This window comes from Dactylosporangium fulvum (assembly GCF_025137375.1).
In the GTDB taxonomy this organism is placed as follows: domain Bacteria; phylum Actinomycetota; class Actinomycetes; order Mycobacteriales; family Micromonosporaceae; genus Dactylosporangium; species Dactylosporangium fulvum.
This window is the reverse complement of record NZ_CP073720.1, coordinates 9,444,828-9,470,637: the sequence shown is the minus strand read 5'-3', so window position 1 is coordinate 9,470,637 and position 25,810 is coordinate 9,444,828. Positions and strand designations below refer to the sequence as shown.

Sequence of the window (25,810 nt, the reverse complement as noted above, 5' to 3'; positions counted from 1 at the left end):
GTCCGGGGCGCGTCAAGCCAAGACCGGGCCGTCCCGCGGAGCGGGCGCCGATCCTTCTCACGTGCTCCAGGTGAGAAGGGGCGAAATCACGGAAGAGTCAACGTGCTCGCGACTTGGCCGGCCGACCGGGTAATGCAGCGTGAGGTTGTCAACATGCCCGCGCCGGCCGTCGTCCACCGGAGCGTCGGCTTGCCCAGATGGGAGCACGCAGGCACGGTATGAAGGGCTGGGAAGCGGTGGGAATCATCACGCAGGACATGCGCAAGATCGTCGATAGTGCCAAGCTCGCGTTCGTGGCGACGGTCTGCGAGGACGGCTCCCCGAACCTCTCCCCGAAAGGTTCCCTGCTCGTCTACGACGACGATCACCTGGTGTTCATGAACATGGCCTCACCGACGACGGTGGCGAACCTGCGGCGCGACCCCCGGCTCGAGGTGAACGTGATCGACTTTCTCCTCAGGCGTGGCTACCGCTTCAAGGGAAGCGCCGAACTGCGCGGCGATGGCGACCCCGTGTTCGCATGGTCCCGCCGGTGGGTGCTGGACACGCACGGCCCCGACTATCCGTGTCACGAGGCGGTGCTGATCCAGGTGGAACGGGCACTGCCGGTGAACTCGCCCGCCTACACGTTCGGGCACTGGAGCGAAGACGACCTGAAACGGGCGTGGTCCACCACATACGGTCTGACACATGCGTCGTGACGACACCGGACCGGCTGCCACGGTCCCCGCCGCGTGGGATTTGGTTGCGTTGTTCCAGGCATCTTTGGCTTCGAGTGCCGGGGTCCGATTCTCACTCAGACTCGACGGTTGACTCGATGCGCCACCCCAACCCGGAGTGCTTCTCATACGTGAGTATCGCCACGACACCGCTGGCGCTGTCGGTGAAGCTGATGTCTGTTCTACTGCTGGTTTCGTAGCTTGTCTTCTGAGCCCAAGGATGGTGCTCAGCGGCACTGTGTGATCGTCGACAGGCGCCAGCCGAGGAACGCCACGTAGAACACCGCGCCGAGCGCAGCCACGCCGACGCCTGCAGTGGTGCTTCCCCTGGGTGTCATCCCACCCCATCCATCGAATGCACGATCCACTGCGGATCGCGGCTGTGACCGGGTCGGCGCGCCGCCAAGCCGCACAACGGGTTCGGCTCAGCCCACTCGCTTGGGAGAAATCTGGGAGACGATCTTGCCTGGAGGCGTTGGAACGCCACCTCAAACCGACAGTATTGACCGAGCCGAACTGACCGACGGCCGGCGCGACTGGTAGCGACCGTAAACCGCCCGCTGCCCGGAGACCCTGGCAGGTTATGCCGTTCGGGCCGTGGTTGCAGTAGCCGTCCGGGTTCTTGGCGTCCGATAGGTACCGCTGGTGGTAGTCATGGTGGCGATGTCACATTTCATTGCGGGCGCGAGACATAGGCCGTCCACAGGTCGACCGCCTGTTGAAGGGCGAGCGCCGCGACGGCCTCGCGGGTCATTCCTGCGGTGAACACAAGCCTGTCGGCCAACCAGGCGGGCACCGGTTCGCGAGGCGGCGGCTGCGTGGCGACGACATCGCCGGCAAGTCTGCCGAGCTGTTCTACAACTTCGGCCAATTGGACCAGTTCGGGCCGCGTCGAGCCGGCCGCTCGTAGCCTGCCGACGGCCTCGGTATAAACCTCGGCGTCCGCGCGTGCCCCTACCGCCCAGACCTCGCAGATCTCGATCGTCTTGTCTTCAGTGATCCGGTAAACGATGCGCCAGGTGTTGCGGCCGACGATCAGCTTCCGGAAACCCGTCAGTTCGCCGCCGAGCGGATAACCCGCCTCGGCATCGTCAGCCAGGAGGAGAACCTTCTTCAGCACCCTCGGGACGGCGTCCGGTCCGATGCGTCGGAGGTCGTCGATCGCGTCCTCCGTGAAGCTGATCTCCGCCACGGTTACTTGTCGTCCGGCAGGTTGTTCAGCGACTCGCGGGTGTGTCCGAAGGCGCTCAGGACGTCGTCAAATGAGGTCCGGCGTCCTGTATCGGTTGCCGACCGTGCCAGGACCAGCGCGAGATCGCGCAGGTCGGCCACGGCCGCGTCGATTTCGGCGAGACGCCGCATGCTGACGACGGCGGCGACCGGCTCTTGTCGCCGGGTCACGATGACATCGGAACCCTGCTCGGCGTCCGCCACCAGTCCAGCGACCCCACGCTGTGTAGCTTCGGTCACGCTGACGTGCCGAGGCTCGTGGAGAATCGTCATACGAAAACTGTACAGGTATCTGGATAGAACGTCGAGTGGTGCACTTGCCGTGGCCGGCCGCCGGGCTGAGCGGACTCCGGTAAGGGTGGGTCGGCTGGTCGACCCCAGTGCCTTGTCGCTGATCGCGCAAACCCGCGCCGTGTTTGCCGGGCTGGTGCGGCGCTTGCGAGGAACGGAAGCGAAAATGGAGATCAGCTCGCTGCGGGCAGACGGTTTGGCCGCCAAGGTGGTCGACGGCTGGGCCGTCACGGTCCTCTGCAGATAACGAGACGGGCGCCCGATGGGGGCGCCCGTGTGCTGGCCCGGGTCAGGCAGGCAGCGTGCCCACGCCGATGGGGCAGGCCATGCCGTTGGGACCGTGGTTGCAGTAGCCACCCGGATTCTTGGCGTCCGAAAGGTACTGCTGGTGGTAGTCCTGACGTCCATGTCACAACACGGTGCGGTGTCAGAGATGGAGCGCGAGACGGAGCGCGTCGTCGACTGCGGTCATCTCCTGGCGTGAAAGGTGACCGACAAGCTGGCCGAGTCGTTCGGGCTGGACGGCCGCCGTCTGCTCGGCGAGCACATATGTGGTCTTGCCCTGAACCTCGATCTCCGGCCGGAAACTGGTCGGCCGGGCACTGGTGGAGGTCGGTGCGACGAGCCACGTCGACAGCGGCAGCAGGTCGGACTGCACCACCACGGCATAGCGGTTGCCGCGCTGCTCGTGGCCGCGCGTGTCCCGAGGCGCCTTGAGCTCGTAGACGTCACCACGCACGGAGCGACTCCATGTCCGCCAGCACCGCCCGGGCCTCGGCGACGTCGTCCGCGTCGGCTGCGACGGCCTCCGCCTCCGCGCGGATCTGCTCCTCGCGGCGGGCGCGCCACGCGGCGAGGATCGCGTCACGGATGACCTGCGATCGGTCGCGGTCGCCGGACGTCAGCTCGGCCAGCGCCCGATCGACGTCGTCATCTGTGCGGAATGTAATCGTCGACATAAGACAAACTGTAATACGGGTGGAACGGCCACCGTCGAGGTGACGATGGCCGCTCGTCGAACGGATCAGGCGGGCAGCGTGCCGACGCCGATCGGGCAGGTCATGCCGTTGGGGCCGTGGTTGCAGTACCCATCGGGGTTCTTGGCGTCCGAAAGGTACTGCTGGTGGTAGTCCTCGGCGTAGTAGAACGGTCCGGCCTCGGCGATCTCCGTCGTGATCTCGCCCTTGCCGGCGGCCCGCGCCACCGGGGTGAACGCCTCGCGGGTGGCGGCGGCCGTGGCGGCCTGGGCGGGGGTCGTGGTGTAGATCGCCGAGCGGTACTGGGTGCCCACGTCGTTGCCCTGGCGCATGCCCTGGGTCGGGTCGTGGTTCTCCCAGAACGCCTTCAACAGCTGCTCGTACGATACCTTCGCCGGGTCGTACACCACCTGGACCGCCTCCGTGTGGCCGGTCATGCCGGAGCAGACCTCCTCGTAGGTCGGGTTCTTCGTGATGCCGCCCTGGTAGCCCACCGACGTCGAGTAGACGCCCGGGATGCGCCAGAAGATTCGCTCCGCGCCCCAGAAGCAGCCCATGCCGAAGTAGGCGACCTCGAGCCCGGCCGGCCAGGGGCCGCGCAGCGGGGCGCCGAGGACGGTGTGCTTCGCGGCGACGGGCATCTCGACATCGCGGCCGGGCAGGGCCGACTCCGGGGTCGGCAGGTCCAGCTGCTTCTTGTACCGCAGGAACACGATCAGCTCCTTAAAACTTGAGGTGCTCGGACTCAAGTCTGCCGCGCCACCGCGCGAGATGCCTTATCAAGACATTACGGCTGCGATCTTCTCCGCGTAGGAACGCGCCTCGTCGTCCGATTCGTACTTGGTGCGCGGCCAGAAGAAGCCGCGCAGCCCGTCGCCCTTCGTCCGCGGCACCACATGCGTGTGCAGGTGCGGCACGCTCTGCGAGACCTTGTTGTTGATCGCGACGAAGGTCCCGCCCGCCGAGAGTCCCGTCTCCACCGCCCGCGCCACAGTCTGTACAAATCCGAAGTATGGCGCCAACTCGGACGACGGGAGGTCCGGCAGGGTCACCACGTGCGAGCGCGGCGCCACGAGCACATGTCCCTTGAAGACCGGGCGGATGTCGAGAAACGCGACGGCTGAATCACAGGAGGCCACCATGAACGCCGGAGCGGAGCCCGACGCGATGGCGCAGAAAAGACAGGCCGACACGCACGCCAGCCTATCCGCCACTATGGTCGGTGCCATGAACCACGGCTTCGAGACGCTCGCCATCCACGCCGGACAGGAGCCGGATCCCACGACCGGCGCGGTGATCCCGCCCATCTACCAGACCAGCACATACGCTCAGGACGCGGTCGGACAGCCGCGCCAGGGATACGAGTACAGCCGCACCGCCAACCCCACCCGTGACGCACTGCAGGAGTGCCTCGCCGCACTCGAGGGCGGACGTCGCGCCCTCGCGTTCGCCTCCGGCCTCGCCGCCGAGGACACCCTGCTCCGCACGGTCTGCCAGCCGGGCGACCACGTCGTCATCCCCGACGACGCCTACGGCGGCACCTACCGGCTCTTCGCCCGTGTCGCGCAGCGCTGGGGCCTCGACTGGACCGCCGCCTCCATCCACAGCGTCGACGCCGTCCGCGAGGCGATCACCGACCGCACGAAGATCGTCTGGGTCGAGACGCCGACCAACCCGCTGCTCGGCATCGCCGACATCGCGGCCCTCGCCCAGGTCGCCCACGACCGCGGCGCGCTGCTGGTCGTCGACAACACCTTCGCCTCGCCGTACCTCCAGCAGCCGCTCCACCTCGGCGCCGACGTCGTCGTGCACTCCACCACGAAGTACGTCGGCGGGCACTCCGACGTCGTCGGCGGCGCACTCGTCGGCATCGACGAGGAGCTGATGCAGAACCTCGCCTATCACCAGAACGCGATGGGTGCGGTCGCCGGCCCGTTCGACTCCTGGCTGACGCTGCGCGGCATCAAGACCCTCGGTGTGCGCATGGACCGCCACTGCGACAACGCGGAGAAGGTCGTCGAGTTCCTCCAGCGGCACAAGGCCGTCGCGCAGGTGCTCTACCCGGGCCTGCCGGAGCACCACGGGCACGAGATCGCCGCGAAGCAGATGAAGCGGTACGGCGGGATGGTCAGCTTCCGCGCGAGCGGCGGCGAGGAGCACGCGGTCGAGATCTGCAACCGCGCCAAGCTGTTCGTCCTCGGCGAGTCGCTCGGTGGTGTCGAGTCGCTGATCGAGCACCCCGGCCGTATGACCCACGCCAGCGCCGCGGGCAGCCCGCTGGAGGTACCTTCGGACCTTGTCCGCCTGTCCGTCGGGATCGAAACAATCGACGATCTTCTGGCCGATCTGGAGCAGGCCCTCGCTCGTTGAGACACTAGGTCGTGTCTCCGAGTGAGGACCGGGCCGCGGCGGGCACAGGCCCCAGCCGGCGCCTGGGCTCCGCCTCGCCTCGGCCCTCACTCGGAGACACGACCTGGACCGCACCCGCCGCCGGTACGGAAAGGTGTCCCGAATGCTGCACCGCTCCACCACCTGGGTAGGCGCCACCGCCAGGGAGATCGCCCGTGCCGTCCGGCGTGGCGACACGTCGGCCACGCAGGTCGTGGCCGATCACCTCGACTCGATCCGGGCCTACGACCGCATCGTCGGGGCGTTCCGCGAGGTGCGCGCCGCCGGCGCGATCGCCGAGGCGGAGATGGTCGACGAGCAGCCCGAGCTCGGCAACCTGGCGCTGGCCGGGGTGCCGATCGCGGTCAAGGAGAACACCCCGGTCGCCGGACTGGCGACGTGGAACGGGTCGGCGGCCGCCCGCGGGCCGGTCGCCGACCGGGACCACGAGGTGGTCCGGCGGCTCCGCGGTGCCGGCGCGGTGGTCGTCGGTGTCACGCGGATGCCGGAACTCGGCATCTGGGCGGTCACCGACGACGCCGACGGCGTGACCCGCAACCCGTGGCGCACCGACCGTACGCCGGGCGGCTCCAGCGGCGGCTCGGCGGCCGCGGTCGCCGCCGGTCTGGTGCCCATCGCCCACGGCAACGACGGCCTCGGCTCGGTGCGGATCCCGGCCGCCTGCTGCGGCATCGTCGGGCTCAAGCCCGGCCGGGGAGTGGTGCCGGCCGGCATCGGCGCCAACGACTGGTACGGGCTGGCCGAGAACGGCATCCTCGCCACCACGGTCGCCGATGCGCATCTGGGGTTCTCGGTGCTCGCCGGCCGTACACCTCAGGCGCTCACACCGCCGGGAACGCTCCGCGTGGCGGTCTCCCTCCGCAGCCCCGTCACCGGGGTCTTCGCGGACGCGGGCGCACGCCAGGGGCTCAGCGACGCGGTCCGGCTCCTGCTCGCCCAGGGGCACGACGCGGTCCGCGCCGACCCGGTCTACCCGCCGTCGCTGGCGACCAAGGTCCTCGCGACCTGGTTCGCCGCGGTGCACCTGGACACCGTCGAGCTCGACCGCGAGCGCCTGCAACCGCGGACCCGGCGCCACGCGGCACTCGGCGAGCAGGCGCTGGCCCGGGGCCTCGTCCGCGACGCCGACCGGGCCACCTGGCGCGAGCGGTGCCAGAACTGGTTCGCCGACGGCCGGTTCGACGTTCTCGTCACCCCGGCCCTGGCGGCCGCGCCACCGGCCGCGCAGCGCTGGTCGGCCCGGTCCTGGACGGCGAACATGCTGACCAGCGCCCGATACGCACCCTATGAGGCGCCGTGGAACTTCGCCGGCTTCCCCGCCCTGGTCGTCCCGGTCGGCGTGCGCCCCGACGGCCTGCCGGCCGCGGTGCAGCTCGTCGGACCGCCGGGCGCGGAGCTGCTGCTCCTCGGCCTGGCCGGGCAGATCGAGGAGCGGGCACAGTGGCGCCGGCACGCGCCCGGGTGGCCGCGGATCGCGGCCCGGCTGCGGTGACCAGGATCCGCGCCATCTCGCACTGGGCGACCACCGCGATGCTCGGGGTGGCCGGCACCGCGCTCGCGCAACTCCTGATCGCCTTCCTGCCGCTGGCGGACATCTGGGCCGCCCACCGCCCCGGTGCCGGGGCCGCCGCCCTTGCCGGCACCGTGCGGATCGTCGCGTGGATCCTGCTCGCCGCCACCGCGCTGGTGGCGGCGATCGCGTTTGCGGGCTGGCTCACCCGCGCGCGGTCCAACCTTGCCGCCTTCGGCGTGAAGACCCGGGAGGTCACCACGGGCAGCGTCGGCCGGTCGCCCGAGCTGCGCCGGCGGATGACCGTGCTGAGCTGGCTGTTCAGGGTGAGCCTGCTGACGGGTTGCCTGGTGACCGGCCTGGGCCTCGTCGCCGGCCTCGACAACGTCGACGAGATCGGCGACGTGCGCGACCAGACAGCCGCCGGTCACCCGGTCGACGGCACGCTCGTGGCTCACCTGTTCGGCCGCCAGCTCATGCTGCGCCTGCCCGGCGCCGCGCTGTTTGTCATCGCCGCGGTCTTCGCCCTCCTGCTGATCGCTCGGACCACCAGCGCGCAGTACGGCCGGGTGGCCCGCCTGCGCGGTGTCACCGTGCTGCCGGCTGCGATCGCCGCCCTGCGCTCGGCGAATGACGACTGGACGGTTGTTCTGCCCGCGCCCACGACGCCGACCACCGTGGGTGGCACGATCAGGGAATGACCGTCGCCGTCCCATCGGAGCTCGTGACGCTCGCCGACATCGAAGCGGCAAAGGAACTGCTGGTAGGCGTGATCCGCCGGACCCCGGTGGAGCCTTGCCGGCCCCTCACCGCCAAACTCGGCGGGCACACCTGGCTCAAGTGCGAAAACCTGCAACGCGCCGGCTCGTTCAAGGTGCGCGGCGCCTACGTCCGGATCGCCCGGCTGAGCGAGGAGGAGCGCCGCCGCGGTGTCGTCGCGGCGAGCGCCGGCAACCACGCGCAGGGTGTCGCGCTCGCGGCCGGCCTGCTCGGCATCACCACCACCGTGTTCATGCCGGTCGGCGCGCCGCTGCCGAAGATCGCCGCGACCAAGAACTACGGCGCCCGGGTGGAGTTCGTCGGCGCCACCGTCGACGAGGCGCTGGTCGCCGCCCACGAGTTCGCGGACCGTACGGGTGCCGTCCTGATCCACCCCTTCGACCATCCCGACATCATCGCGGGCCAGGGCACGCTCGGCCTGGAGTTGATCGAGCAGGTGCCCGAGGTCAGGACGATCGTCACCGGCATCGGCGGCGGCGGGCTCATCTCCGGCCTCGCGGTGGCCGTCAAGGCCAAGCGCCCCGACGTGCGGATCATCGGCGTGCAGGCCGAGGGCGCGGCCGCCTTCCCGGTCTCGCTGCGCGAAGGCCGCCCGGTGCGGCTGAAGGCGTTCGGCACCATCGCCGACGGCATCGCGGTCGGCCGCCCGGGTGATCTCACCTTCGCCCACGTCGGCAAGTTCGTGGACGAGGTCGTCACGGTCACCGACGAGGACATCTCCCGCGCGCTGCTGATGCTGCTGGAGCGCGGCAAGACGGTCGTGGAGCCGGCCGGCAGCGTCGGGGTCGCCGCGCTGCTCGCGGGTGTCGTCGAGGTCGAGACGCCGGCCGTCGCGGTCCTGTCCGGCGGCAACATCGACCCGATGCTCATGCTGCGGGTGATCGAGCACGGCCTGGCCGCCGCGGGCCGGTACCTGGCCTTCACGGTCCGCTGCGGGGACCGCCCGGGCCACCTGGCCAAGCTGCTGGCGTACATCGCCGAGCAGGGCGCCAACGTTGTCGACGTCGCGCACCGCCGCCAGGACCCGCGGCTCCGGCTCGGCGAGGTGGAAATCGGGCTCTCGGTCGAGACCCGCGGCGCCGAGCACTCCGATCGGCTGGTGAACGCACTCCGTTCGGCTGGCTACACGGTGACCTTCGACGTCTAGCAAGATGCCATGTCGTGGCGAACGATTTCAGCTGGGATCGGTTGAACCGGATGGCGTTCCGGTCCAACCGGCCGGCACACCAGCTTGTGGTCGCGCAGGCGAACGAGTCGGCGGCCGTGGTTCTGAAGGGGCCACCGAACGCCCGGACCGAAGCGGAGCTCGACCGGACGCTGAAGTCGCTGTAAAACCGAACGTCGGCCGGTCCCGCACACGTGTGGGACCGGCCGACGCCTGTCTGGAACGGACGAGCCGCGCTCAGCCGCCGAAGGGCTCGAACGAGATGACCTTGACCTTGATCTCGGCGCCGCTCGGTGCGGTGTACTTCACGGCATCGCCGCGGTGCGCGCCGAGGATCGCCTTGCCCAGAGCGGACTCGGGGCTGTAGACGGTCAGCTCGGTCGTCGCGGCGATCTCACGCGAGCCGAGGAGGAACGTCTCGGTGTCGTCCTCGTCGTCGTCGAACTGGATGGTCACGACGGTGCCGGGGGCGACCGTGTCGCTCGTCGGCGCCTCGCCGACGACCGCCTTGCGGAGGAACTCCTTCAGGTAAAGGATCCGGCCCTCGGCCTTGCTCTGCTCTTCCCGCGCGGCGTGGTATCCGCCGTTTTCGCGCAGATCGCCCTCTTCGCGGCGTGCGTTGATCTCGGCAGCTATCGCCGGGCGGTTGGCGATGAGCTCGTCCAGCTCGGCCTGCAACCGGTCATAGGCGTCCTGCGACAGCCAGGTGGTGGCCTGTCCGCCGTCGGTGGTCGACACTGAAGATCTCCTTACGGGCACGCTCGGTCAAACCACCAAAGTACCAGTGAGTCGCATCACCGTGGCTACGCGAATTCAACGCGACGTTGCTCAACGGCTACCTGGAGCGCTCTTCCGGGACGGTCACCCGGAGTAGTCACCAGAGCGGTCACCTCGAGCGGCGCGGGCCGCAGGCCGGGACCTCGACGGTGACCGGCCGGTCGCTCGTCGCGAGCCGGTACGAGACCACCGGTTCGGCGCCCTTCGGCACGTCGACCTCGGCCAGTCCGACCTCCTCGCCGCTGGCCGATCGGGCGCGGACCCGGCAGGTCGCCTCCTTCTCGGCGTCCTTGCGCACCACGAACTCGACGTTGATGCCGTCGTCGGTGATGTTGGAGAAGCGCTGGACCTGCGGCTCGTACTCCTGCGGCCCGTACTGCTGGAAGAGCCGCCACGCGATCGCGACACCGGCCAGCACCACGACGGCCGCCACGAGGATCACCGGCCAGCTCCGGCGCGGTCGTGGTTCCCGCCGGCGGCCGTAGCGGCCGGGTGGATACTTCGCTGTGGCGTGCGTCTCTGTCACGGGGTGGCGTCCTCGTCGTTTTGTCGGAGGTACCGACCACAATAGGGTCGTTACCCGGGGCGCCCCGGCAGCGGGGTTGGACGCAGACCTTAGGAGAGCTCGTGGCCGAGCAGCTGCGATTGATGGCTGTGCACGCACATCCTGACGACGAATCGAGCAAGGGCGCGGCCGCGATGGCGAAATACGCGGCCGAGGGCATCGATGTGCTCGTCGTCACGTGCACCGGTGGTGAGCGCGGCAGCGTGCTCAATCCGAAACTCGACCGGCCGGACGTGTGGGAGAACATCGCCACGATCCGTCGCGCCGAGATGGACCGCGCCCGCGAGATCCTCGGTGTCCGGCAGGCCTGGCTCGGGTTCGTCGACTCGGGATTCCCGGAGGGTGACCCGCTGCCGCCGCTGCCCGAGGACAGCTTCGGCCTGGTGGATCCCGAGGAGGGTGCGGCGCCGCTGGTCGAGCTGATCCGCAGCTTCAAGCCGCACGTCATCACGACGTATGACGAAGAGGGTGGCTACCCGCACCCGGACCACATCATGACGCACAAGATTACGATGGTGGCGTTCGAGGCGGCGGCCGACCCGGCGCGTTACCCGGACCGCGGTGAGCCGTGGCAGCCGCTGAAGCTCTACTACAACATGGGCTGGTCGCGGGCCCGGATGATGGCGCTGCACGAGGCCATGCTGGACGCGGCCGGCGAGTCGCCCTACACGGACTGGATCAAGGAGTGGGACAACCGCCGGGACGTCGGTGACCGGGTCACCACGCGCGTGCCGTGCGGCGAATACTTCGAGATCCGTGACGACGCGCTGCGCGCGCACGCCACCCAGGTCGACCCGGACGGGTTCTGGTTCGCGGTGCCGCTGCCGATCCAGCAGAAGGTGTGGCCCACGGAGGACTACGAGCTGGTCAAGTCGCACGTCGAGACGCGGCAGCCGGAAGACGATCTCTTCACCGGCGTAAGGTGAAACCATGCTCGCCTTGGACATCCTCGCGGAGAACAACTTCGGCGACACCAGGTCGGGTGGGCTGGCCGGGCCGATGGGCCTGTTCATCATCATCCTGCTGGCGGTCGCCACGGTGCTGCTGATCCGCAACATGACGGCCCGCATCCGTCGTCTGCCGGCCGAGTTCCCCGGCCAGAACGACAGCCCGGGCAAGCCCTCAGACGAGGACAAATCGACGACTGTCTGACCGAAGCTGCCGATGATCTGAGTCAGAAACGCATTATCGACCACTGTTCCGCCTTTCTTCCGTGCTTTAGCCTTCACGGGGTGCGCGTTCCCTTCGCCGGGCGCGCCTCCCCGGTGGGTTGGGAAGGGGGGCCGAATGGTGAACGCGTCGACGCGTTCCGAGTCAGCCCGCACCACCGGCATTCCCGATCACGCTATGCATATAGGTAAATGCATAGCGTCATTGTTGTGGGTTGATGCGGCCGAGTGATGAGACCGCTTCCGGCGCGCCTCAACGCCGCCGTCGCAGTAGCCGCCGCCCTCGGGGCGGCGGTCGCGGCGCTCGTGGCGGCGGGTGTCCCGGGCGGTGCGCTCGATCGTCACGCCGTCGCCGCTGTTGATCAAGGGCTGGTCTCGGCGGTGCTCGCCGGGCTCGGCGTCGTGGCGCTCGCCCAGATCGCCGGCCTCCGCGTCCGCGCGGGCGAGGGGCACGCCCGGCTCGCCTGGGGTGAGGCCGCGATCGTCGTCGTGTGCGCCAGCCTGCCGGCCGCCCTCGTCCCGCTGGTCGTGCTGGTCGGCGTCGGCATCTCACACACCCTGCTGCGCGCCGTCGACGCCCGGGCCGGGCGCCGTCGCGGCCTGCGTGACCTGATCTTCAGCGTCTCCGCCCTGACCGTCGCCGGCACGCTCGCCGCGACCGTGGCCGCGATCGTGCACCCGCCGTACGACCGGCCGCTCGAACCCCGCACCATCGCCGCGCTGTGTGCGGGCGCGACCGTCTACTACCTGGTCGCCGTCCTGCTGGTCTCCGTCCACGTCGCCGTGGTCCGCGGGGGCAGCCTGCGTGCCACCTTCATGCAGATGCTGAGCAGCAAGCTGCTCATGGTCATCGGCAACGTGGCCGCCGGTCTGGTCATCGTCTGGGCCTGCGTCACGAACCCGCTCCTGCTGCTGCTCCTGCCGCCGGTCCTCTGGCTGCTGCACCAGTTCTACGCCAACCGGCTCGGCGAGGACGACGACCGCCGGGCATGGCAGGACTTCGCCGAGGCCACCCGCGACCTCAACCGGCTCGACGAACGCGAGGCCGCCGAGTCCGGGGTGGTCGGCGCCAAGCGGCTGTTCACGGCCGCCGCCGCCCGCGTGGTCCTGGCCGGCGGCCGGGCCTACGGCGACCCGATCCCGCCCGGCAGTGGCGCCGCCGTGACCAGCCGGCCGCTGGTCGTCGGTGAGCTTACCGTGGGGGAGCTGCAGCTCGCGGGCCTCAACCCGCTGCGCTCCCGCGATCGGCTCATGTTCGCCGCGTTCGGCGACGCGCTCGCCGCGGCCCTGCACGACGCGATCACCCAGGACGCCCTGCGCTCGATGAGTGAGCGCACCACGTACGACGCGGTCCACGACCCGCTGACCGGCCTCTTCAACCGGGCCGCCCTGCTCACCCGGGGCAACGCGCAGCTCGTCCGGTGTACCTCCGGAGACCCGGTCGCGCTGCTGCTGCTCGATATCAACGAGTTCAAAGAGGTCAACAACGCGCTCGGGCACACCGCCGGCGACGAGGTGCTCAAGGTCATCGCCCGGCGGGTCATCGACGCGGGCAACGCCGGTGACCTGCTGGCCCGGCTCGGTGGCGACGAGTTCGCCGTGCTCGTCACCGACCTCGCGGCGGGCGGTGCCGACCTGGCGCTCGCCGCCGCGGTCGAGCGGGCCCGCAAGCTGGGCGCGCAGATCGCCGCGCCGATGCGGATCAACGGTGTCGCGCTGTCGAAGGAGCCGTCGGTCGGTGTCGTGGTCGCCGCCGCCGGCGAGGTGGACTTGACCGAGCTGCTGCGCCGGGCGGACATCGCGATGTACCAGGCGAAACGCGGCGGCCAGCCGGTGGCGTGGTACGACCCGGCGCGCGACGACGCCAGCACCGACCGGCTCGCCCTGCTGGCCGAGCTGCGGGAGGCGCTCACGGCCGGGGAGCAGCTGACCCTCGAACTGCAGCCCGCGGTCGCGCTCGGCGGCAAGCCGACCGGCAAGGCGCACCTCAACGGCCAGATCACCAGTGTCGAGGCACTGGTCCGCTGGCAGCACCCGCGGCGCGGCAAGCTGGCGCCGGGCCAGTTCCTGGCGGCGGTCGAGGCGAGTGAGCTGATCGGCCCGCTGACCCACTGGGTGCTCGACCGGGCCATCGGCCTGGCCTCCGGCTGGCGCCGCTCCGGCCTGGCGGTGCCGGTGGCCGTCAACATCTCGCCACGCAGCCTCGTCGAACGGCAGTTGCCGGAGACGATCGACGAGCTGCTCGGCCGCCATCGGCTTCCGGCGGAACTGCTCATCCTGGAGATCACCGAGACGGTGATGCTGTCCAGTTCGCCTGCCGTCGACGACGTGCTGTCCCGCATCCGGCGCCTCGGCGTCCAGCTCGCGGTCGACGACTTCGGAACGGGCTACTCGTCGTTCACGGTGCTCACGCGGGTGCCCGTGCAGGAAGTCAAGATCGACCGCGAGTTCGTGGCGCAGATGTCGGACCTGCCGAAGGCCGGGGCGATCGTACGGGCGACGATCGATCTCGGCCGTAGCCTCGACCTGCGGATCGTCGCCGAGGGTGTGGAGCACCCGGAGCAGCGGGCGGCGCTCGCCGAGCTGGGCTGCACGGCCGCGCAGGGTTTCCTCTTCTACCCGCCGATGCCGCCGGAGCGGCTCGCCGCCGTGCTCCGCGAGCGCCGCCAGGTGCAACGCCGCCACCTCCGTGCCGAGGGAACCGGGTGATTTTCCGCCCCACCGGCGGTTCGTAACGGCTCACCGGGGTGACGGTTGCGTACCGTCACGAGACATGCGACGGGGGGTTGTCCTCAGCTTGGGGTTTGTGGTCGTGGCGGTCGGGGCGTTTGTCGTCCTGGACCGCTTCGGCGGCACCGACCGGTTCGCTGACCTGCCCGGTGAGGTCGACGTCCGGTTCAAGGGCAGTTTCACCGCACACCAGGTCGACGCCCTGGCGGCGCTTCCGCAGGCGGCCGCGGTCGAGTGCGCCTCGACCCTCTACGGCGTCAAGATCTTCGCGCCGACGGGGACGCTGCCGGGCTCGACGGTCCTCACGGCGGTGCGCAGTCCCGGGCTGCGCCGCACCACGGTGCTGGACGGGCAGTACCCGGCGAGCGACTCGCAACTGCTGGTCGACGAGCAGACGGCGGCCCGGCACGGCGTCCGGATCGGCCAGCGGGTCAGCCTGGAACGCGGCGGGCACGTCGTCCCGGCGACCGTCGTCGGCATCGCCGGCCGGCCGGCCGACGGCTCGGCGGGCGCGTCGGAGGCGGTTGCCGTGCTGCCGGCCGGGGGCATCACCAAGCTCGCCGGTGGCGCGCCGTGCGACGAGGTCGCCGTCCAGTTGCGGCGCCGCAGCGAGGCGACCGCCTTCCAGAAGGCGGCCTACGCCGTGCTCGGCACCGAGCCCGGCGTCACCTACGACGACTCACTGCGCGGCCACGTCTAGGGCCTGTTTCGTAACTGGGGTCGGAGCGAGGCGGAGTCCAGATTTCGTCTGGCGTCGCCCCGCGGAAGTCCGGCTACCGGTGTTGTAACCGGGCTTTCGCGGGGTGGCGCCAGGCGGAATCTGGGCCCGCCGCAGCCCGGCCTCAGTTACGAAACAGGCCCTAGGGAAGCGGTCGCGTCCAGAGCACCCGCCCACGTCATGGACAGGCCGGTCGCGGCCCGTTCGGCGCGGATCTCCATCGCGCGGCCCAGGATCACGGCACGGTCGGCGACCACGGCAGTGCCGTCCAGCGTGTAGGTGACCCGGTCGCTGACGAAGACCGGCGTGCCGGCGGGCTCCCCGAGATACCGGCTGGAATCCCCGGACAGCACGTCCGGCCGGATCGTCTCGGAGGCGCGGGCCACCGCCACGCCGATGTCGGCGAGCGCCGCGTAGAGGGCGACCCGGGTGAAGTCGACGTCAAGCAGTTGCGGGGCGAGGCGGACCCAGGAGACCTGGTGCACCGCGGCGTGACCGGCGAACTCACGCACCCGCTCCAGCCGCAGCGCCGGCGAGCCGACGTGTGCCGCGACGGGCGCGGGCGGTTCGCCGGCCCCGCAGGAGACGACCGCCGTGCGCACCTCGTGTCCCTGCTCGCGCAGGTCGTCGGCGAGGCTGCGCAGCGAACCGAGTCGATACGCCAGGTGGGGCGGCGACACGAACGTGCCCCGCCCCGCCTGCTGCACGATGAGCCCCTCGTCGCTGAGCTGCCGCAGCGCCTGGCGCAGCGTCATCAGCGTCACCCCGTAGGCCGCGCTCAGCTCGCGCTGCGCCGGCAGCGCCGACCCGGCCGGATAGTGACCAGTGTGGATCTTCGCGGCCAGGTCGGCGGCGATCGCGCGGTACCGGGGCTCGGCCTCGCGCGGCATCGTCACACTCCAGACATGGCTTCCCGCATCGTGCCCACGTAGGCGCCGATCTCGGCCGGCCCCGCCCCGTCGAGCAGCCGGCGCATGACGGCGGCGCCGACCACGACACCGTCGGCGACGCGCGCCGCCTCGGCCGCCTGGGCGGGCGTGGAGATCCCGAATCCTAGCAACACCGGCAGTTCGGTCCGGGGCGCGAGCCGTGCGGCGAGGTCCCGCGCCGGCGCGGCGAGGGTCGTGCGCTCACCGGTGGTGCCCATCACCGAGACGGCGTAGACGAAGCCGCGGCTGCGGCGGCCGATCTCGGCCAGGCGGTCGTCCGGCGTGACGGGGGAGGCGAGCAGCGCCAGGTCGATCCCGCGCGACCGCGCCGCCTCGGAGAGCTCCGCCGACTCCTCCAGCGGCAGGTCCGGCACGATCAGGCCGGTGAAGCCGGCCTCCGCCAGCCGGTCGCAGAACCCGGGGCGCAGCGCCAGGTTGGCGTACGTGCTGGCGACGAGCGGGACGCCGCAGCGCGGGGTCGCGGCGAGCACACTGCGCAGCGTCGCGCCCCGGGACAGCGCCACCGCCGTCGCCTCCTGGATCGTCGCTCCGTCGAGCGTGGGCTCGGAGAACGGCAGTCCGATCTCGACCAGGCCCGCCCCGGCGTCGGCGAACGCGTGCACGTAGGACGCCCAGTCGGCCGTCACACCGCCCGTGACGTACGGCATCAGGGTCTTCACACCAGCTCCCGCAGTGCGGAGATGTCCTTGTCACCACGCCCGGACAGGGTGATCAGCACGGTGGATCCGGCCGGCAGTTCACCGCGCAGGACCCACGCCACCGCGTGCGCCGACTCCAGCGCGGCCACGATCCCCTCGGTGCGCGCGAGCCGCATGACCGCCTCGATCACCTCGGCGTCGGAGACGGTGACGTACCGCGCCCTGCCCAGGTCCCGCAGATGGACGTGCTCCGGCCCGATGCCGGGGTAGTCGAGTCCGGCGGCGATCGAGTGCGCCTCCGCGACCTGCCCGTTCTCGTCCTGGAGGAACATCGACCGCGTTCCGTGGAGCACGCCGGAGGTGCCGTCGGTGGCGCCCGCGCCGCCCGCGGCCTCGACGCCGATCAGCCTGGCCGGGGTGTCGACGAACCCGGCGAACGTCCCCGCCGCGTTCGAGCCGCCGCCCACACACGCGACGACGTAGTCCGGCACGGCGGCCCGCAGTTCGGTGGCGCACTGGCGGCGGGCCTCGTCACCGATGACCCGCTGGAACTCCCGGACCATCCAGGGGTACGGGCTGGGCCCGAGCACGGAGCCCATGCAGTACATCGCCTCGTCCACGACGCCGACCCAGTGGCGCATCGCCTCGCTGGTGGCGTCCTTCAGGGTCCGGCTCCCGGTGCGCACCGGCACCACCTCGGCGCCGAGCATCCGCATCCGGAACACGTTGAGCGCCTGGCGCTCGATGTCCCGCTCGCCCATGAACACCGTGGCGCCGAGGCCGAACAGGGCGGCGGCGGTGGCGGTCGCGACCCCGTGCTGTCCGGCGCCCGTCTCGGCGACCAGCCGGGTCTTGCCCATCCGCTTGGCCAGCAGCGCCTGCCCGAGCACATTGTTGATCTTGTGGGAGCCGGTGTGGGCGAGGTCCTCCCGCTTGAGCAGCAGGGTGACGCCGAGTTCGGCGGAGAGCCGCAGCGCCGGGGTCAGCGGCGTGGGGCGGCCGACATGTGTCGCGAGCAGTCCGGCGAGCTGCCCGCGGAACGCCGGGTCGGCCCACGCCTCGCGGAAGGCCTCCTCGATCTCGCGGCACGCGCCGACCAGCGACTCGGGCACGTAGCGACCGCCGTGCTCGCCGAACCGGCCGAGCGGTCCGGGGTCGCCCATCAGGCCGCGCGGCTGCGCCGCGGGCTCGGGCCTGTGGCGGGGGCGGATGAGGAGATCACCCATGATCAGGCCTCCAACAGTTCTAGAACAGTCAACAGTTCTAGAACTGTTGCACGGCGGTGTGGCGGCGTCAAGCCGGCCGTAGGCTCGAAGCTGTGACGACGCGCGGTGAGCTGCGGGTGTACCTCGGTGCTGCGCCGGGCGTCGGCAAGACGTACAAGATGCTCGAAGAGGGCAGGCGCCGCCGGGACCGTGGCACGGACGTTGTCGTCGGCCTCGTCGAGACACACGGCCGGCCCTTGACCGAGGCGCTCCTCACCGGCCTGGAGGTGCTGCCCCGCAGGACGGTCGTGTACCGCGGCGCCGCCTTCACCGAGCTCGACGTCGACGCCGTCATCGCCCGCCGTCCCGAGGTCGCGCTCGTCGACGAGTTGGCCCACTCCAACGTGCCCGCCGGAAAGCGATGGCAGGACGTCGAGCGGCTCCTCGAAGCGGGGATCACCGTGCTGACGACCGTCAACGTCCAGCACCTCGAGTCGGTCAACGACGTGGTCGAGCGGATCACGGGCGTGGCGCAGCGGGAGACGGTGCCGGACGCGGTCGTGCGCCGCGCCGAGCAGATCGAACTGGTGGACATGACGCCGGAGGCGCTGCGGCGGCGGATGGCGCACGGCAACATCTACAAGCCGGAAAAGGTCGACGCGGCGCTCGGCAACTACTTCCGGGTCGGCAACCTCACCGCCCTGCGTGAGCTGGCCCTGCTCTGGCTGGCGGACAAGGTCGACGAGCAACTGGACCGGTACCGCGCCGAGCACGACATCGAGGCCACGTGGGAGGCGCGCGAGCGGGTCGTGGTGGCGCTGACCGGTGGGCCGGAGGGTGACACGCTCATCCGCCGGGCGGCGCGGGTCGCTGCCCGTACTAAGGGCGCGGACCTCTTGGCGGTCCATGTCATCCGCGACGACGGGCTGGCCGGGGCCGACCCGACCCACCTGAGCCGGCAACGGCTGCTGGTGGAGCGCCTCGGTGGGACGTATCACCAGGTGGTGGGCGCCGACGTGCCGGCCGCACTGCTCGACTTCGCCCGCGGCGTCAACGCCACGCAACTCGTCCTCGGCGCCAGCCGCCGGGGCCGGCTCGCCCAGATCCTCGCGCCCGGCGTCGGCGCCACCACCACCGCCGGGTCCGGCTCGATCGACGTCCACCTCATCACCCACGAGCAGGTCCGCCGGGGACGCCCCCGCCTCGGCACCAGCGGCGGCGGGCTCACCCTCCGCCGCCGGCTCGCCGGCTTCGCGTTCGCCGTCATCGGACTGCCGCTGCTGACCCTGGGCCTCACCCGGTTGTGGTCCGAGGTCTCCCTGCCCACCGGCATCCTCGCGTTCCTGGTCCTGACGGTCGGCGTCGCGCTGGTCGGCGGCCTGTACCCGGCACTGCTCGCGGCGGTCGGCAGCTTCCTGCTGCTCAACTACTTCTTCATCCCACCGCTGCACCACTTCACCGTCTCCGAGCGGGAGAACCTGTTCGCGCTCAGCGCCTTTGTCATGGTGGCGATGGCGGTGGCGACCGTCGTCGATCTCGCCGCGCGGCGAACACGCGAGGCGGCGCACGCCGGCGCCGAGGCCCGGACGATGTCGACCCTCGCCGGCAGCGTGCTGCACGGTGACCGGCCGCTGCCGGCGCTGCTGGAGCGGGTGCGGGAGTCGTTCGGCCTGGAGTGCGTGACGCTGCTGGAGCGGGCCGAGGCGGGTTGGCAGGTGGCGGCGAGCGCGGGAAGCCGGCCGTGCCTGACGCCGGAGGAGGGCCAGACCGAGGTGTCGGTGGACGTCGGGCTGTCCCTGGTGCTGCGGGGCCATCCGCTGCCGGCGGCGGACCGGCGGCTGATCGAGGCGTTCGCGGCGCACGCGGCCATCGCGCTGCGGCAGCAGCGCCTCGCGGAGCAGGCGGCGGTGGCGGACTCGCTGGCCGAGGTGGACCGGCTGCGCACCGCGCTGCTGTCGGCGGTCAGTCACGACCTGCGGACGCCGCTGGCGTCGGCGAAGGCGGCGGTGGGCAGTCTCCGCAGCTCCGACGTGGCGTTTTCGGCGGCGGACCGGGACGAGTTGCTGGCCACGGCGGAGGAGTCGCTGGACAAACTGACCCGGCTGGTGGCCAATCTGCTGGACATGTCCCGGCTGCAGGCCGGCGCCCTGGCCATGACCCTGCAGTCGGTCGACGTCGCCGACGCCGTTCCGCGCGCGGTGGACGACCTCGGCGCGATGGTACGGATCGTGGTGCCCGACGACCTGCCCGAGGTGCACGCCGACCCGGCGCTCCTGGAGCGCATCCTGGTCAACGTGCTGGCCAACGCCCTGCGGTACAGCCCGCCGGGCACCCCGCCGACCGTGGCGGCCAGCGAGCACGCCGGCCGGGTCGAGATCCGCGTGGTCGACCACGGTCCCGGCATCCCCGCCACCGACCGCGACCAGATCTTCCAGCCCTTCCAGCGCCTCGGCGACCGCGACAACACCACCGGCGTCGGCCTCGGCCTGGCCCTGTCCCGCGGCCTCGCCGAGGCCATGGGCGGCACCCTCACCCCCGACGACACCCCCGGCGGCGGCCTGACGATGACCCTGACCCTGCGCACGGCCGCCGAGCCGGCGGATCCCGCCCTGCTGGCCCGCTTGGGCCGTTGAACGTCCTCCTCCGGCACATCTGCGGAGAGCGCTCAAGCAATCCGGATACCGCGACCTGCAGCGCCACGATGCGAGGAGGTGAGCTGATGGCCGGGCTGACCGCAGTGTTGAGCAGGGACGTGGCGGCTCTTGCTCCCGATAGGATGGCCCCCATGAGTGCTGAGGCCGTCGGTCGGCACATGCCGGCTGTCGTGACGCTCGACGATCTCGCGGCGATGATGGCCGCGGATCCCCATGGGCACCGGTACGAAACCAGCCCCGAGGGAGTTCTGTCGGTCATGCCGCCTCCCGGCTACGGGCACGCTGTCGTCGCAACTCGCCTCACGGCCTGGCTGGTCGTTGGGGGCTGGCCCGCCGAGCGAGTCACCCAGGCGGTCGGCCTGCGCATTCCCGGGCCTGAGGGAGAGGGCGGCCGGATTCCCGATCTCGTCGTGTGGAGCAAGCCGCAGGACGATGGCGTCTGGCTGCCGACCGGGGATGTCCTGCTCGTCGTCGAGATCGTGTCGCCCGGTTCCGAGGCGACCGACACGGTGACCAAGCGGCACGAATACGCCATGGCGGGCATCCCGCAGTACTGGACCGTCGACCAGGACGAGACCGTCACGATGTATCGGCTCGACGGCGATCGGTACCGGATTCACGCGACGATGCCGTTCAACTGGGTCCTCCGCACCGAGCCCGCGGACAACCTCAACGTCTGAGGGCCTCGGCTCAGGTCGCGACGCAGCAGGGCGGGGCGCGTGAGAGGCTGAGGGTATGGCCAACCGCCTTGCTGATGCGACCTCGCCCTACCTGCTGCAGCACAAGGACAACCCGGTCGACTGGTGGCCGTGGAGCGCCGAGGCGTTCGAGGAGGCCCGGCGCCGTGACGTGCCGGTGCTCATCTCCGTCGGCTACGCGGCCTGCCACTGGTGCCACGTGATGGCCCACGAGTCGTTCGAGCACGAGGGTGTCGCCCAGCTGGTCAACGAGCTCACCGTGCCGATCAAGGTCGACCGCGAGGAGCGGCCCGACGTCGACGCGATCTACATGACCGCCACGCAGGCCATGACCGGGCAAGGCGGCTGGCCGATGACGGTCTTCGCCACCCCCGAGGGTGAGCCCTTCTACTGCGGCACCTACTTCCCCCAGGACGCCTTTCTTCGACTGGTACAGGCTGTGGCCGACGCCTGGCAGCACCAGCGCGACGCGGTGCGCCGGCAGAGCGGGGCCGTGGTCGACGCGATCCGGCAGGTCGCCGTGCGCCCGCCGGCCAACCCGATGACCGGGCCGGTGCTGGACGCCGCCGCGGCGACGCTGCTGCGCGACTACGACAGCGAGCACGGCGGGTTCGGCGGCGCGCCGAAGTTCCCACCGCACATGGCCCTGCTGTTCCTGCTGCGGCACTACCAGCGGACCCGTCGGCAGGAGGTCGTCGACGCCGTCCGGTACACGTGCGAGCGGATGGCCCGCGGCGGCATGTACGACCAGCTCGCCGGCGGCTTCGCGCGGTACGCCGTCGACGGCACCTGGACCGTGCCGCACTTCGAGAAGATGTTGTACGACAACGCGCTGCTCCTGCGGGTCTACACCCAGCTGGACCGCATCGCGGGCAACAACACCGCGCGCCGGGTGGCGGCGGAGACCGCGGCGTTCCTGGAGCGCGACCTCTACGACGGGCACGGCTTCATCTCCGCGCTCGACGCCGACACCGACGGGGTCGAGGGCCTCACGTACGTCTGGACGCCCGAGCAGATCGACGAGGTCGTCGGCGAGATCGACGGTGCCTGGGCGCGGTACCTCCTGGAGGTCTCCAAAGAGGGCACCTTCGAGCACGGCAGCTCGGTGCTGCAGCTGCCGGAGGACCCGCAGAACGTCGAGCGCTGGCTCGGCATCAAGCAGCGCCTCCTCGACGTGCGCAACGAGCGGCCCCAGCCGGCGAAGGACGGCAAGGTCGTCGCCGCCTGGAACGGGCTCGCGGTCACGGCGCTGATCGAGTTCGGGATGGTGTACGACCGGCCCGACGCCGTCCGGCGCGCCGTCGACGTGGCAACCTTCCTGGCCGGCACGCACATCGTCGACGGGCGGCTGCGCCGGGTCTCCCGCGACGGCGTCGTCGGCGCGCCGGCCGGCGTCCTGGAGGACTACGGCGCGGTCGCCGAGGCGTTCTGCGCGGTGCACCAGGCCACCGGCGAGGGGCGCTGGCTCGACCTCGCCCGGCAGCTGCTCGACGTCGCGCTCGAGCACTTCGCCGAGCCCGACGGCAGCGGCGGCTTCTACGACACGGCCGACGACGCCGAGACGCTGGTGGCGAGGCCCGCCGACGTGACCGACAACGCCACCCCGTCCGGTCTGTCGGCCATCACCGCGGCCCTGGTGACGTACGCCGCGTTGACGGCTGACACGAAGTATCGCGAGGCGGCCGAGAAGGCGCTTTCGACGGTGGCCGCGGTCGCCGCGACGCACGGCCGGTTCACCGGCTACGCGTGCGCGGTCGGTGAGGCCCTGCTCTCCGGCCCGTTCGAGATCGCGATCGCCACGCCCGACGGCCGCGGCGAGACCGAGGATCCGCTGGTGGCGGCCGCGTGGTGGCACGCACCGCCCGGCGCGGTCGTCGTCGCCGGCGAGCCGGACCGCGCCGGTGTCCCGCTGCTGGAGGGGCGCGTGCTGCGGGAGGGCAGGCCCACTGCGTACGTCTGCCGGGGGTTTGTCTGTGACGCCCCGGTGACCGAGCTCGAGGACCTGGTCGGCCGGCTCGGCTGAGTCTCTTCTTCCACGCTGTTCTCCCCGGGCGAACAGCGCGACCCTTGGCGTGTCTCTGCAACGGTGTAATTGTGTAATCAGAGATGCGCGAGCTAGGGAGTAAGTGATGATGATGCGAAGAGGTGACGTTCCCTGGGGTCGCGGCGGCGGCCCGCGCACGGAGCCCCCACCCGCCGACGACGCGCCCGCCTGGATCGGTGGCGCGCTGCCGGACACCTGGTTCCAGGGCCCGGCCGAGGTGACGATCGATCGTGACGAGATTCTCATCGTGGGCCGGCTGAGCCCGCCGACGCTGGCCGACGACGCGAGCGAGGCGGACCGGGTCGCGGCCGAGCAGGGCCGGATCGCGGGTTTCCGGGAGACGACCCGCGATCAGCGGATCGGCATCGCGCAGCAGTTGGAGCGCCGATACCGTCGCAAGGTCTCGTGGGGCGTCCAGGTCGGCGACACGCGTGAGCTGTTCACGACCCACTCGGCGCCGGTGATGACCCGCCTGCGCCAGTCGGAGCGCCAGGTGCTCGACACGCTCGTGGACTCCGGTGTGGCGAGGTCGCGGTCCGAGGCGCTGGCCTGGTGCGTGGCGCTGGTCGGCCAGCACGCCGACACCTGGCTGCGAGAACTCCGCGAGGCCATGCAGTCCGTCGACGAACTCCGCAAGCGCGGCCCGGCGGTCTGACGGCCCGGGCACGGCCCGCCGCCCCGGCCGACTTCACAGATCGAGGGAAACTCCGGGTTGCCCCGACGGCCCGAAGTCTCCCTCGATCATGAAGTGCGACGCCACGGCGTCCGACCCCGTGCCGTCCTCGGTGTGACTTCGGGCGCGATCGGAGCCCCACGAAACGCCCGAAGCCGGATGTAACTGGCGATTTCCGGCGCAATGCGGCCCTGATCGCGACGGGCGGGGGAACGGGGGGCGCTAGGCTGTGGCGCACTATGGACTCGCGGACTGGACTGCCCGTTGTCGGCATGGTGGGCGGTGGGCAGCTGGCCCGGATGACGCACCAGGCGGCGATCGCCCTCGGGCAATCGTTGCGTGTGCTCGCCGTCTCGCCCGAGGACGGCGCCGCGCTCGTCGCCGCCGACGTGCACATCGGCCGGCACGACGACATCAACGCGCTGCGCGAGTTCGCCAAGGCCTGCGACGTCGTCACCTTCGACCACGAGCACGTCCCCGGCGACCTCATCCGCGCTCTCGCCGCCGAAGGCGTCACGCTGCTGCCCGGGGCCGACGCGCTCAAGTACGCCCAGAACAAGCGTGAGATGCGCCGGCACCTCTCCGCCCTCGGCTTCCCGGTCCCGCGCTGGACCTCCGGCGACCTCGCGGCGTTCGGCGACGAGGTCGGCTGGCCGATCATCGTGAAGACCGCCACCGGCGGTTACGACGGCCGCGGCGTCTTCGTCGCCCGGTCGCCCGCCGACGTGCCACCCGGCGTCGAGGTCATCGGCGAGGAGCTGGTTCCCCTCAAGCGCGAGCTCGCCGCCGTCGTCGCCAGGTCGCCGCTCGGCCAGGTCGCCACGTATCCCGTGGTGGAGACCGTCCAGCAGGACGGCATCTGCGTCGAGGTGCTGGCCCCGGCCCCCGGTCTCGACGAGGACCGCGCGATCGAGGCCCAGCGCCTCGCGATCGACATCGCCACCCGCCTCGGCGTGGTCGGCGTGCTCGCCGTCGAGCTGTTCGAGGCGGTCGACGGCCGGATCCTCATCAACGAGCTCGCCATGCGCCCGCACAACTCCGCGCACTGGACCATCGAGGGCGCCCGCACCTCCCAGTTCGAGCAGCACCTGCGCGCCGTCCTCGACTACCCGATGGGCGACACCGGCATCACGGCCCCGGCGGTCGTCATGGCCAACGTGCTCGGCGGCGAGCCCGGCGGCATGTCGATCGACGAGCGGCTGCACCACCTCTTCGCCGAGGAGCCCGGCGCCAAGGTCCACCTCTACGGCAAGCAGGTCCGCAAGGGCCGCAAGATCGGCCACGTCACGGTGCTCGGTGACGACATGGAAGACTGCCGTAGGCGGGCCAGGCGGGCCGCGCGGATCCTCGAAGAGGGGTACGAGCATTGACCGACGTCGGCATCATCATGGGCAGCGACTCGGACTGGCCGGTCATGAAACTGGCGGCCGAGGCGCTGGACGAGTTCGAGGTGGCCCACGAGGTGCGCGTGGTGTCCGCGCACCGCACCCCGCACCTGATGCTCGACTACGCCGGTGAGGCCGTCGCCCGCGGACTCAAGGTCATCATCGCCGGCGCCGGCGGCGCCGCCCACCTGCCCGGCATGGTCGCGTCGGCGACCCCGCTGCCGGTCATCGGCGTGCCCGTGCCGCTGAAGTATCTGGACGGCATGGACTCGCTCCTGTCGATCGTCCAGATGCCCGCCGGCGTCCCGGTGGCGACGGTCTCGATCGGCGGTGCCCGCAACGCCGGCCTGCTGGCCGTGCGCATCCTGGCCGCCACCGACACGGCCCTGCTGGCGAGGATGCGTGACTTCCAGGAGTCCCTGCGCGCCCTGGTCGCCGAGAAGGACGCGGCCTTGTCGGCGTCGCTCATCGAGCATCCCTGACGCGGGTCGCGTCCCTCGCCGGCGGCACCGGCGAGGGAAAC

28 protein-coding genes and 1 pseudogene are annotated in these 25,810 nt (G+C 71.1%); 17 read left to right on the top strand and 12 right to left on the bottom strand.

All coding sequences use genetic code 11. The features are described from left to right. Positions 1 to 218: 218 nt before the first annotated feature. Positions 219 to 701 (top strand): pyridoxamine 5'-phosphate oxidase family protein, encoded by a 483-nt coding sequence (locus Dfulv_RS43595; RefSeq protein ID WP_259859678.1) that lies wholly within the window; start codon positions 219 to 221, stop codon positions 699 to 701. A 691-nt stretch (positions 702 to 1,392) separates the two neighbouring features. Here the strand turns inward: Dfulv_RS43595 and Dfulv_RS43590 are convergent. Both Dfulv_RS43590 and Dfulv_RS43585 read right to left on the bottom strand, forming a co-directional pair. Continuing rightward, positions 1,393 to 1,911, bottom strand: a complete 519-nt coding sequence (locus tag Dfulv_RS43590) for a type II toxin-antitoxin system RelE family toxin (protein ID WP_259859677.1) — start codon at positions 1,909 to 1,911, stop codon at positions 1,393 to 1,395. A 2-nt stretch (positions 1,912 to 1,913) separates the two neighbouring features. Then, positions 1,914 to 2,153, bottom strand: coding sequence for a hypothetical protein (locus Dfulv_RS43585; RefSeq protein WP_259859676.1), 240 nt, complete (start codon positions 2,151 to 2,153; stop codon positions 1,914 to 1,916). Positions 2,154 to 2,334: 181 nt separating this feature from the next. On the opposite strand from Dfulv_RS43585, the gene Dfulv_RS43580 reads away from it, so the two are divergent. Continuing rightward, the gene (locus Dfulv_RS43580; RefSeq protein WP_259859675.1) at positions 2,335 to 2,487 is read left to right on the top strand and encodes a hypothetical protein; all 153 of its coding nucleotides are present in this window, start codon (positions 2,335 to 2,337) and stop codon (positions 2,485 to 2,487) included. Between the two features lie 42 nt (positions 2,488 to 2,529). On the opposite strand, the pseudogene Dfulv_RS43575 reads toward Dfulv_RS43580, so the two are convergent. The 5 genes and pseudogenes from Dfulv_RS43575 to Dfulv_RS43555 form a co-directional block, all read right to left on the bottom strand. Then, a pseudogene (locus tag Dfulv_RS43575) lies at positions 2,530 to 2,640 on the bottom strand (peptide-methionine (S)-S-oxide reductase MsrA); the annotation flags it as partial. A gap of 27 nt (positions 2,641 to 2,667) precedes the next feature. Continuing rightward, positions 2,668 to 2,979, bottom strand: a complete 312-nt coding sequence (locus Dfulv_RS43570) for a type II toxin-antitoxin system PemK/MazF family toxin (RefSeq protein WP_259859674.1) — start codon at positions 2,977 to 2,979, stop codon at positions 2,668 to 2,670. Then, a complete protein-coding gene (locus Dfulv_RS43565) occupies positions 2,969 to 3,199 on the bottom strand; it encodes a hypothetical protein (RefSeq protein WP_259859673.1) in 231 nt (76 codons plus the stop codon). Before Dfulv_RS43565 ends, Dfulv_RS43570 begins: the two co-directional genes overlap by 11 nt. Before the next feature lie 65 nt (positions 3,200 to 3,264). Next, positions 3,265 to 3,930, bottom strand: a complete 666-nt coding sequence (gene msrA / locus Dfulv_RS43560) for a peptide-methionine (S)-S-oxide reductase MsrA (protein ID WP_259859672.1) — start codon at positions 3,928 to 3,930, stop codon at positions 3,265 to 3,267. 66 nt (positions 3,931 to 3,996) lie between these two features. Beyond that, positions 3,997 to 4,410 carry an HIT family protein gene (locus Dfulv_RS43555; RefSeq protein ID WP_344405621.1) on the bottom strand — a complete coding sequence of 138 codons (414 nt, stop codon included), beginning with the start codon at positions 4,408 to 4,410 and terminating at the stop codon, positions 3,997 to 3,999. Positions 4,411 to 4,444: 34 nt separating this feature from the next. Between Dfulv_RS43555 and Dfulv_RS43550 the strand changes: the two genes are divergently transcribed. The 5 genes from Dfulv_RS43550 to Dfulv_RS43530 all read left to right on the top strand — a co-directional run bounded on the left by Dfulv_RS43550 (position 4,445) and on the right by Dfulv_RS43530 (position 9,248). Continuing rightward, on the top strand, positions 4,445 to 5,587 hold the full coding sequence (locus Dfulv_RS43550) for a cystathionine gamma-synthase (protein ID WP_259859671.1): 1,143 nt from the start codon (positions 4,445 to 4,447) through the stop codon (positions 5,585 to 5,587). 142 nt (positions 5,588 to 5,729) lie between these two features. Continuing rightward, entirely contained in the window at positions 5,730 to 7,118 is a 1,389-nt protein-coding gene (locus Dfulv_RS43545; RefSeq protein ID WP_259859670.1) for an amidase, read from the top strand. Next, positions 7,067 to 7,837 (top strand): hypothetical protein, encoded by a 771-nt coding sequence (locus Dfulv_RS43540; RefSeq protein ID WP_259859669.1) that lies wholly within the window; start codon positions 7,067 to 7,069, stop codon positions 7,835 to 7,837. Before Dfulv_RS43545 ends, Dfulv_RS43540 begins: the two co-directional genes overlap by 52 nt. Continuing rightward, a complete protein-coding gene (gene ilvA, locus Dfulv_RS43535; RefSeq protein WP_259859668.1) occupies positions 7,834 to 9,063 on the top strand; it encodes a threonine ammonia-lyase in 1,230 nt (409 codons plus the stop codon). Before Dfulv_RS43540 ends, ilvA begins: the two co-directional genes overlap by 4 nt. Before the next feature lie 14 nt (positions 9,064 to 9,077). Then, positions 9,078 to 9,248 (top strand): hypothetical protein, encoded by a 171-nt coding sequence (locus tag Dfulv_RS43530; RefSeq protein WP_259859667.1) that lies wholly within the window; start codon positions 9,078 to 9,080, stop codon positions 9,246 to 9,248. 70 nt (positions 9,249 to 9,318) lie between these two features. Here Dfulv_RS43530 and greA read toward each other — a convergent pair whose 3' ends face one another. After that, entirely contained in the window at positions 9,319 to 9,819 is a 501-nt protein-coding gene (greA, locus tag Dfulv_RS43525; RefSeq protein WP_259859666.1) for a transcription elongation factor GreA, read from the bottom strand. A gap of 148 nt (positions 9,820 to 9,967) precedes the next feature. Beyond that, on the bottom strand, positions 9,968 to 10,384 hold the full coding sequence (locus tag Dfulv_RS43520; protein ID WP_259859665.1) for a DUF4307 domain-containing protein: 417 nt from the start codon (positions 10,382 to 10,384) through the stop codon (positions 9,968 to 9,970). 101 nt (positions 10,385 to 10,485) lie between these two features. Between Dfulv_RS43520 and mca the strand changes: the two genes are divergently transcribed. From mca to Dfulv_RS43500, 4 genes are all read left to right on the top strand, one after another. After that, complete coding sequence (gene mca, locus Dfulv_RS43515) at positions 10,486 to 11,349, top strand: mycothiol conjugate amidase Mca (RefSeq protein WP_259859664.1); 864 nt, start codon at positions 10,486 to 10,488, stop codon at positions 11,347 to 11,349. 4 nt (positions 11,350 to 11,353) lie between these two features. Further along, positions 11,354 to 11,575: a hypothetical protein gene (locus Dfulv_RS43510; RefSeq protein WP_406567881.1), complete on the top strand. Its 222-nt coding sequence runs from the start codon at positions 11,354 to 11,356 to the stop codon at positions 11,573 to 11,575. Positions 11,576 to 11,823: 248 nt separating this feature from the next. After that, the gene (locus Dfulv_RS43505) at positions 11,824 to 14,301 is read left to right on the top strand and encodes a putative bifunctional diguanylate cyclase/phosphodiesterase (RefSeq protein ID WP_259859663.1); all 2,478 of its coding nucleotides are present in this window, start codon (positions 11,824 to 11,826) and stop codon (positions 14,299 to 14,301) included. Between the two features lie 64 nt (positions 14,302 to 14,365). Continuing rightward, positions 14,366 to 15,022 (top strand): ABC transporter permease, encoded by a 657-nt coding sequence (locus tag Dfulv_RS43500; RefSeq protein ID WP_259859662.1) that lies wholly within the window; start codon positions 14,366 to 14,368, stop codon positions 15,020 to 15,022. Between the two features lie 146 nt (positions 15,023 to 15,168). Here the strand turns inward: Dfulv_RS43500 and Dfulv_RS43495 are convergent, their stop codons facing one another. From Dfulv_RS43495 to trpB, 3 genes are read right to left on the bottom strand one after another with little or no spacing between them, the layout of a single operon-like run. Next, on the bottom strand, positions 15,169 to 15,930 hold the full coding sequence (locus tag Dfulv_RS43495; RefSeq protein WP_259859661.1) for a GntR family transcriptional regulator: 762 nt from the start codon (positions 15,928 to 15,930) through the stop codon (positions 15,169 to 15,171). A 2-nt stretch (positions 15,931 to 15,932) separates the two neighbouring features. Further along, positions 15,933 to 16,649, bottom strand: coding sequence for a tryptophan synthase subunit alpha (gene trpA, locus Dfulv_RS43490; RefSeq protein ID WP_259859660.1), 717 nt, complete (start codon positions 16,647 to 16,649; stop codon positions 15,933 to 15,935). Further along, the gene (gene trpB / locus Dfulv_RS43485) at positions 16,646 to 17,854 is read right to left on the bottom strand and encodes a tryptophan synthase subunit beta (protein ID WP_406567880.1); all 1,209 of its coding nucleotides are present in this window, start codon (positions 17,852 to 17,854) and stop codon (positions 16,646 to 16,648) included. The genes trpA and trpB overlap by 4 nt, the downstream gene beginning before the upstream one ends. A gap of 92 nt (positions 17,855 to 17,946) precedes the next feature. Here trpB and Dfulv_RS43480 point away from each other — a divergent pair, with 92 nt between their 5' ends. From Dfulv_RS43480 to purE, 6 genes are all read left to right on the top strand, one after another. After that, a complete protein-coding gene (locus Dfulv_RS43480; RefSeq protein ID WP_259859659.1) occupies positions 17,947 to 20,466 on the top strand; it encodes an ATP-binding protein in 2,520 nt (839 codons plus the stop codon). A gap of 86 nt (positions 20,467 to 20,552) precedes the next feature. Continuing rightward, positions 20,553 to 21,167, top strand: a complete 615-nt coding sequence (locus Dfulv_RS43475; protein WP_259859658.1) for a Uma2 family endonuclease — start codon at positions 20,553 to 20,555, stop codon at positions 21,165 to 21,167. 55 nt (positions 21,168 to 21,222) lie between these two features. Beyond that, the gene (locus Dfulv_RS43470) at positions 21,223 to 23,208 is read left to right on the top strand and encodes a thioredoxin domain-containing protein (RefSeq protein ID WP_259859657.1); all 1,986 of its coding nucleotides are present in this window, start codon (positions 21,223 to 21,225) and stop codon (positions 23,206 to 23,208) included. A gap of 106 nt (positions 23,209 to 23,314) precedes the next feature. Continuing rightward, positions 23,315 to 23,884, top strand: coding sequence for a hypothetical protein (locus tag Dfulv_RS43465; RefSeq protein ID WP_259859656.1), 570 nt, complete (start codon positions 23,315 to 23,317; stop codon positions 23,882 to 23,884). Positions 23,885 to 24,141: 257 nt separating this feature from the next. Next, complete coding sequence (locus tag Dfulv_RS43460) at positions 24,142 to 25,272, top strand: 5-(carboxyamino)imidazole ribonucleotide synthase (RefSeq protein ID WP_259859655.1); 1,131 nt, start codon at positions 24,142 to 24,144, stop codon at positions 25,270 to 25,272. Next, positions 25,269 to 25,769, top strand: coding sequence for a 5-(carboxyamino)imidazole ribonucleotide mutase (gene purE / locus Dfulv_RS43455; RefSeq protein ID WP_259859653.1), 501 nt, complete (start codon positions 25,269 to 25,271; stop codon positions 25,767 to 25,769). The genes Dfulv_RS43460 and purE overlap by 4 nt, the downstream gene beginning before the upstream one ends. Positions 25,770 to 25,810: the final 41 nt, after the last annotated feature.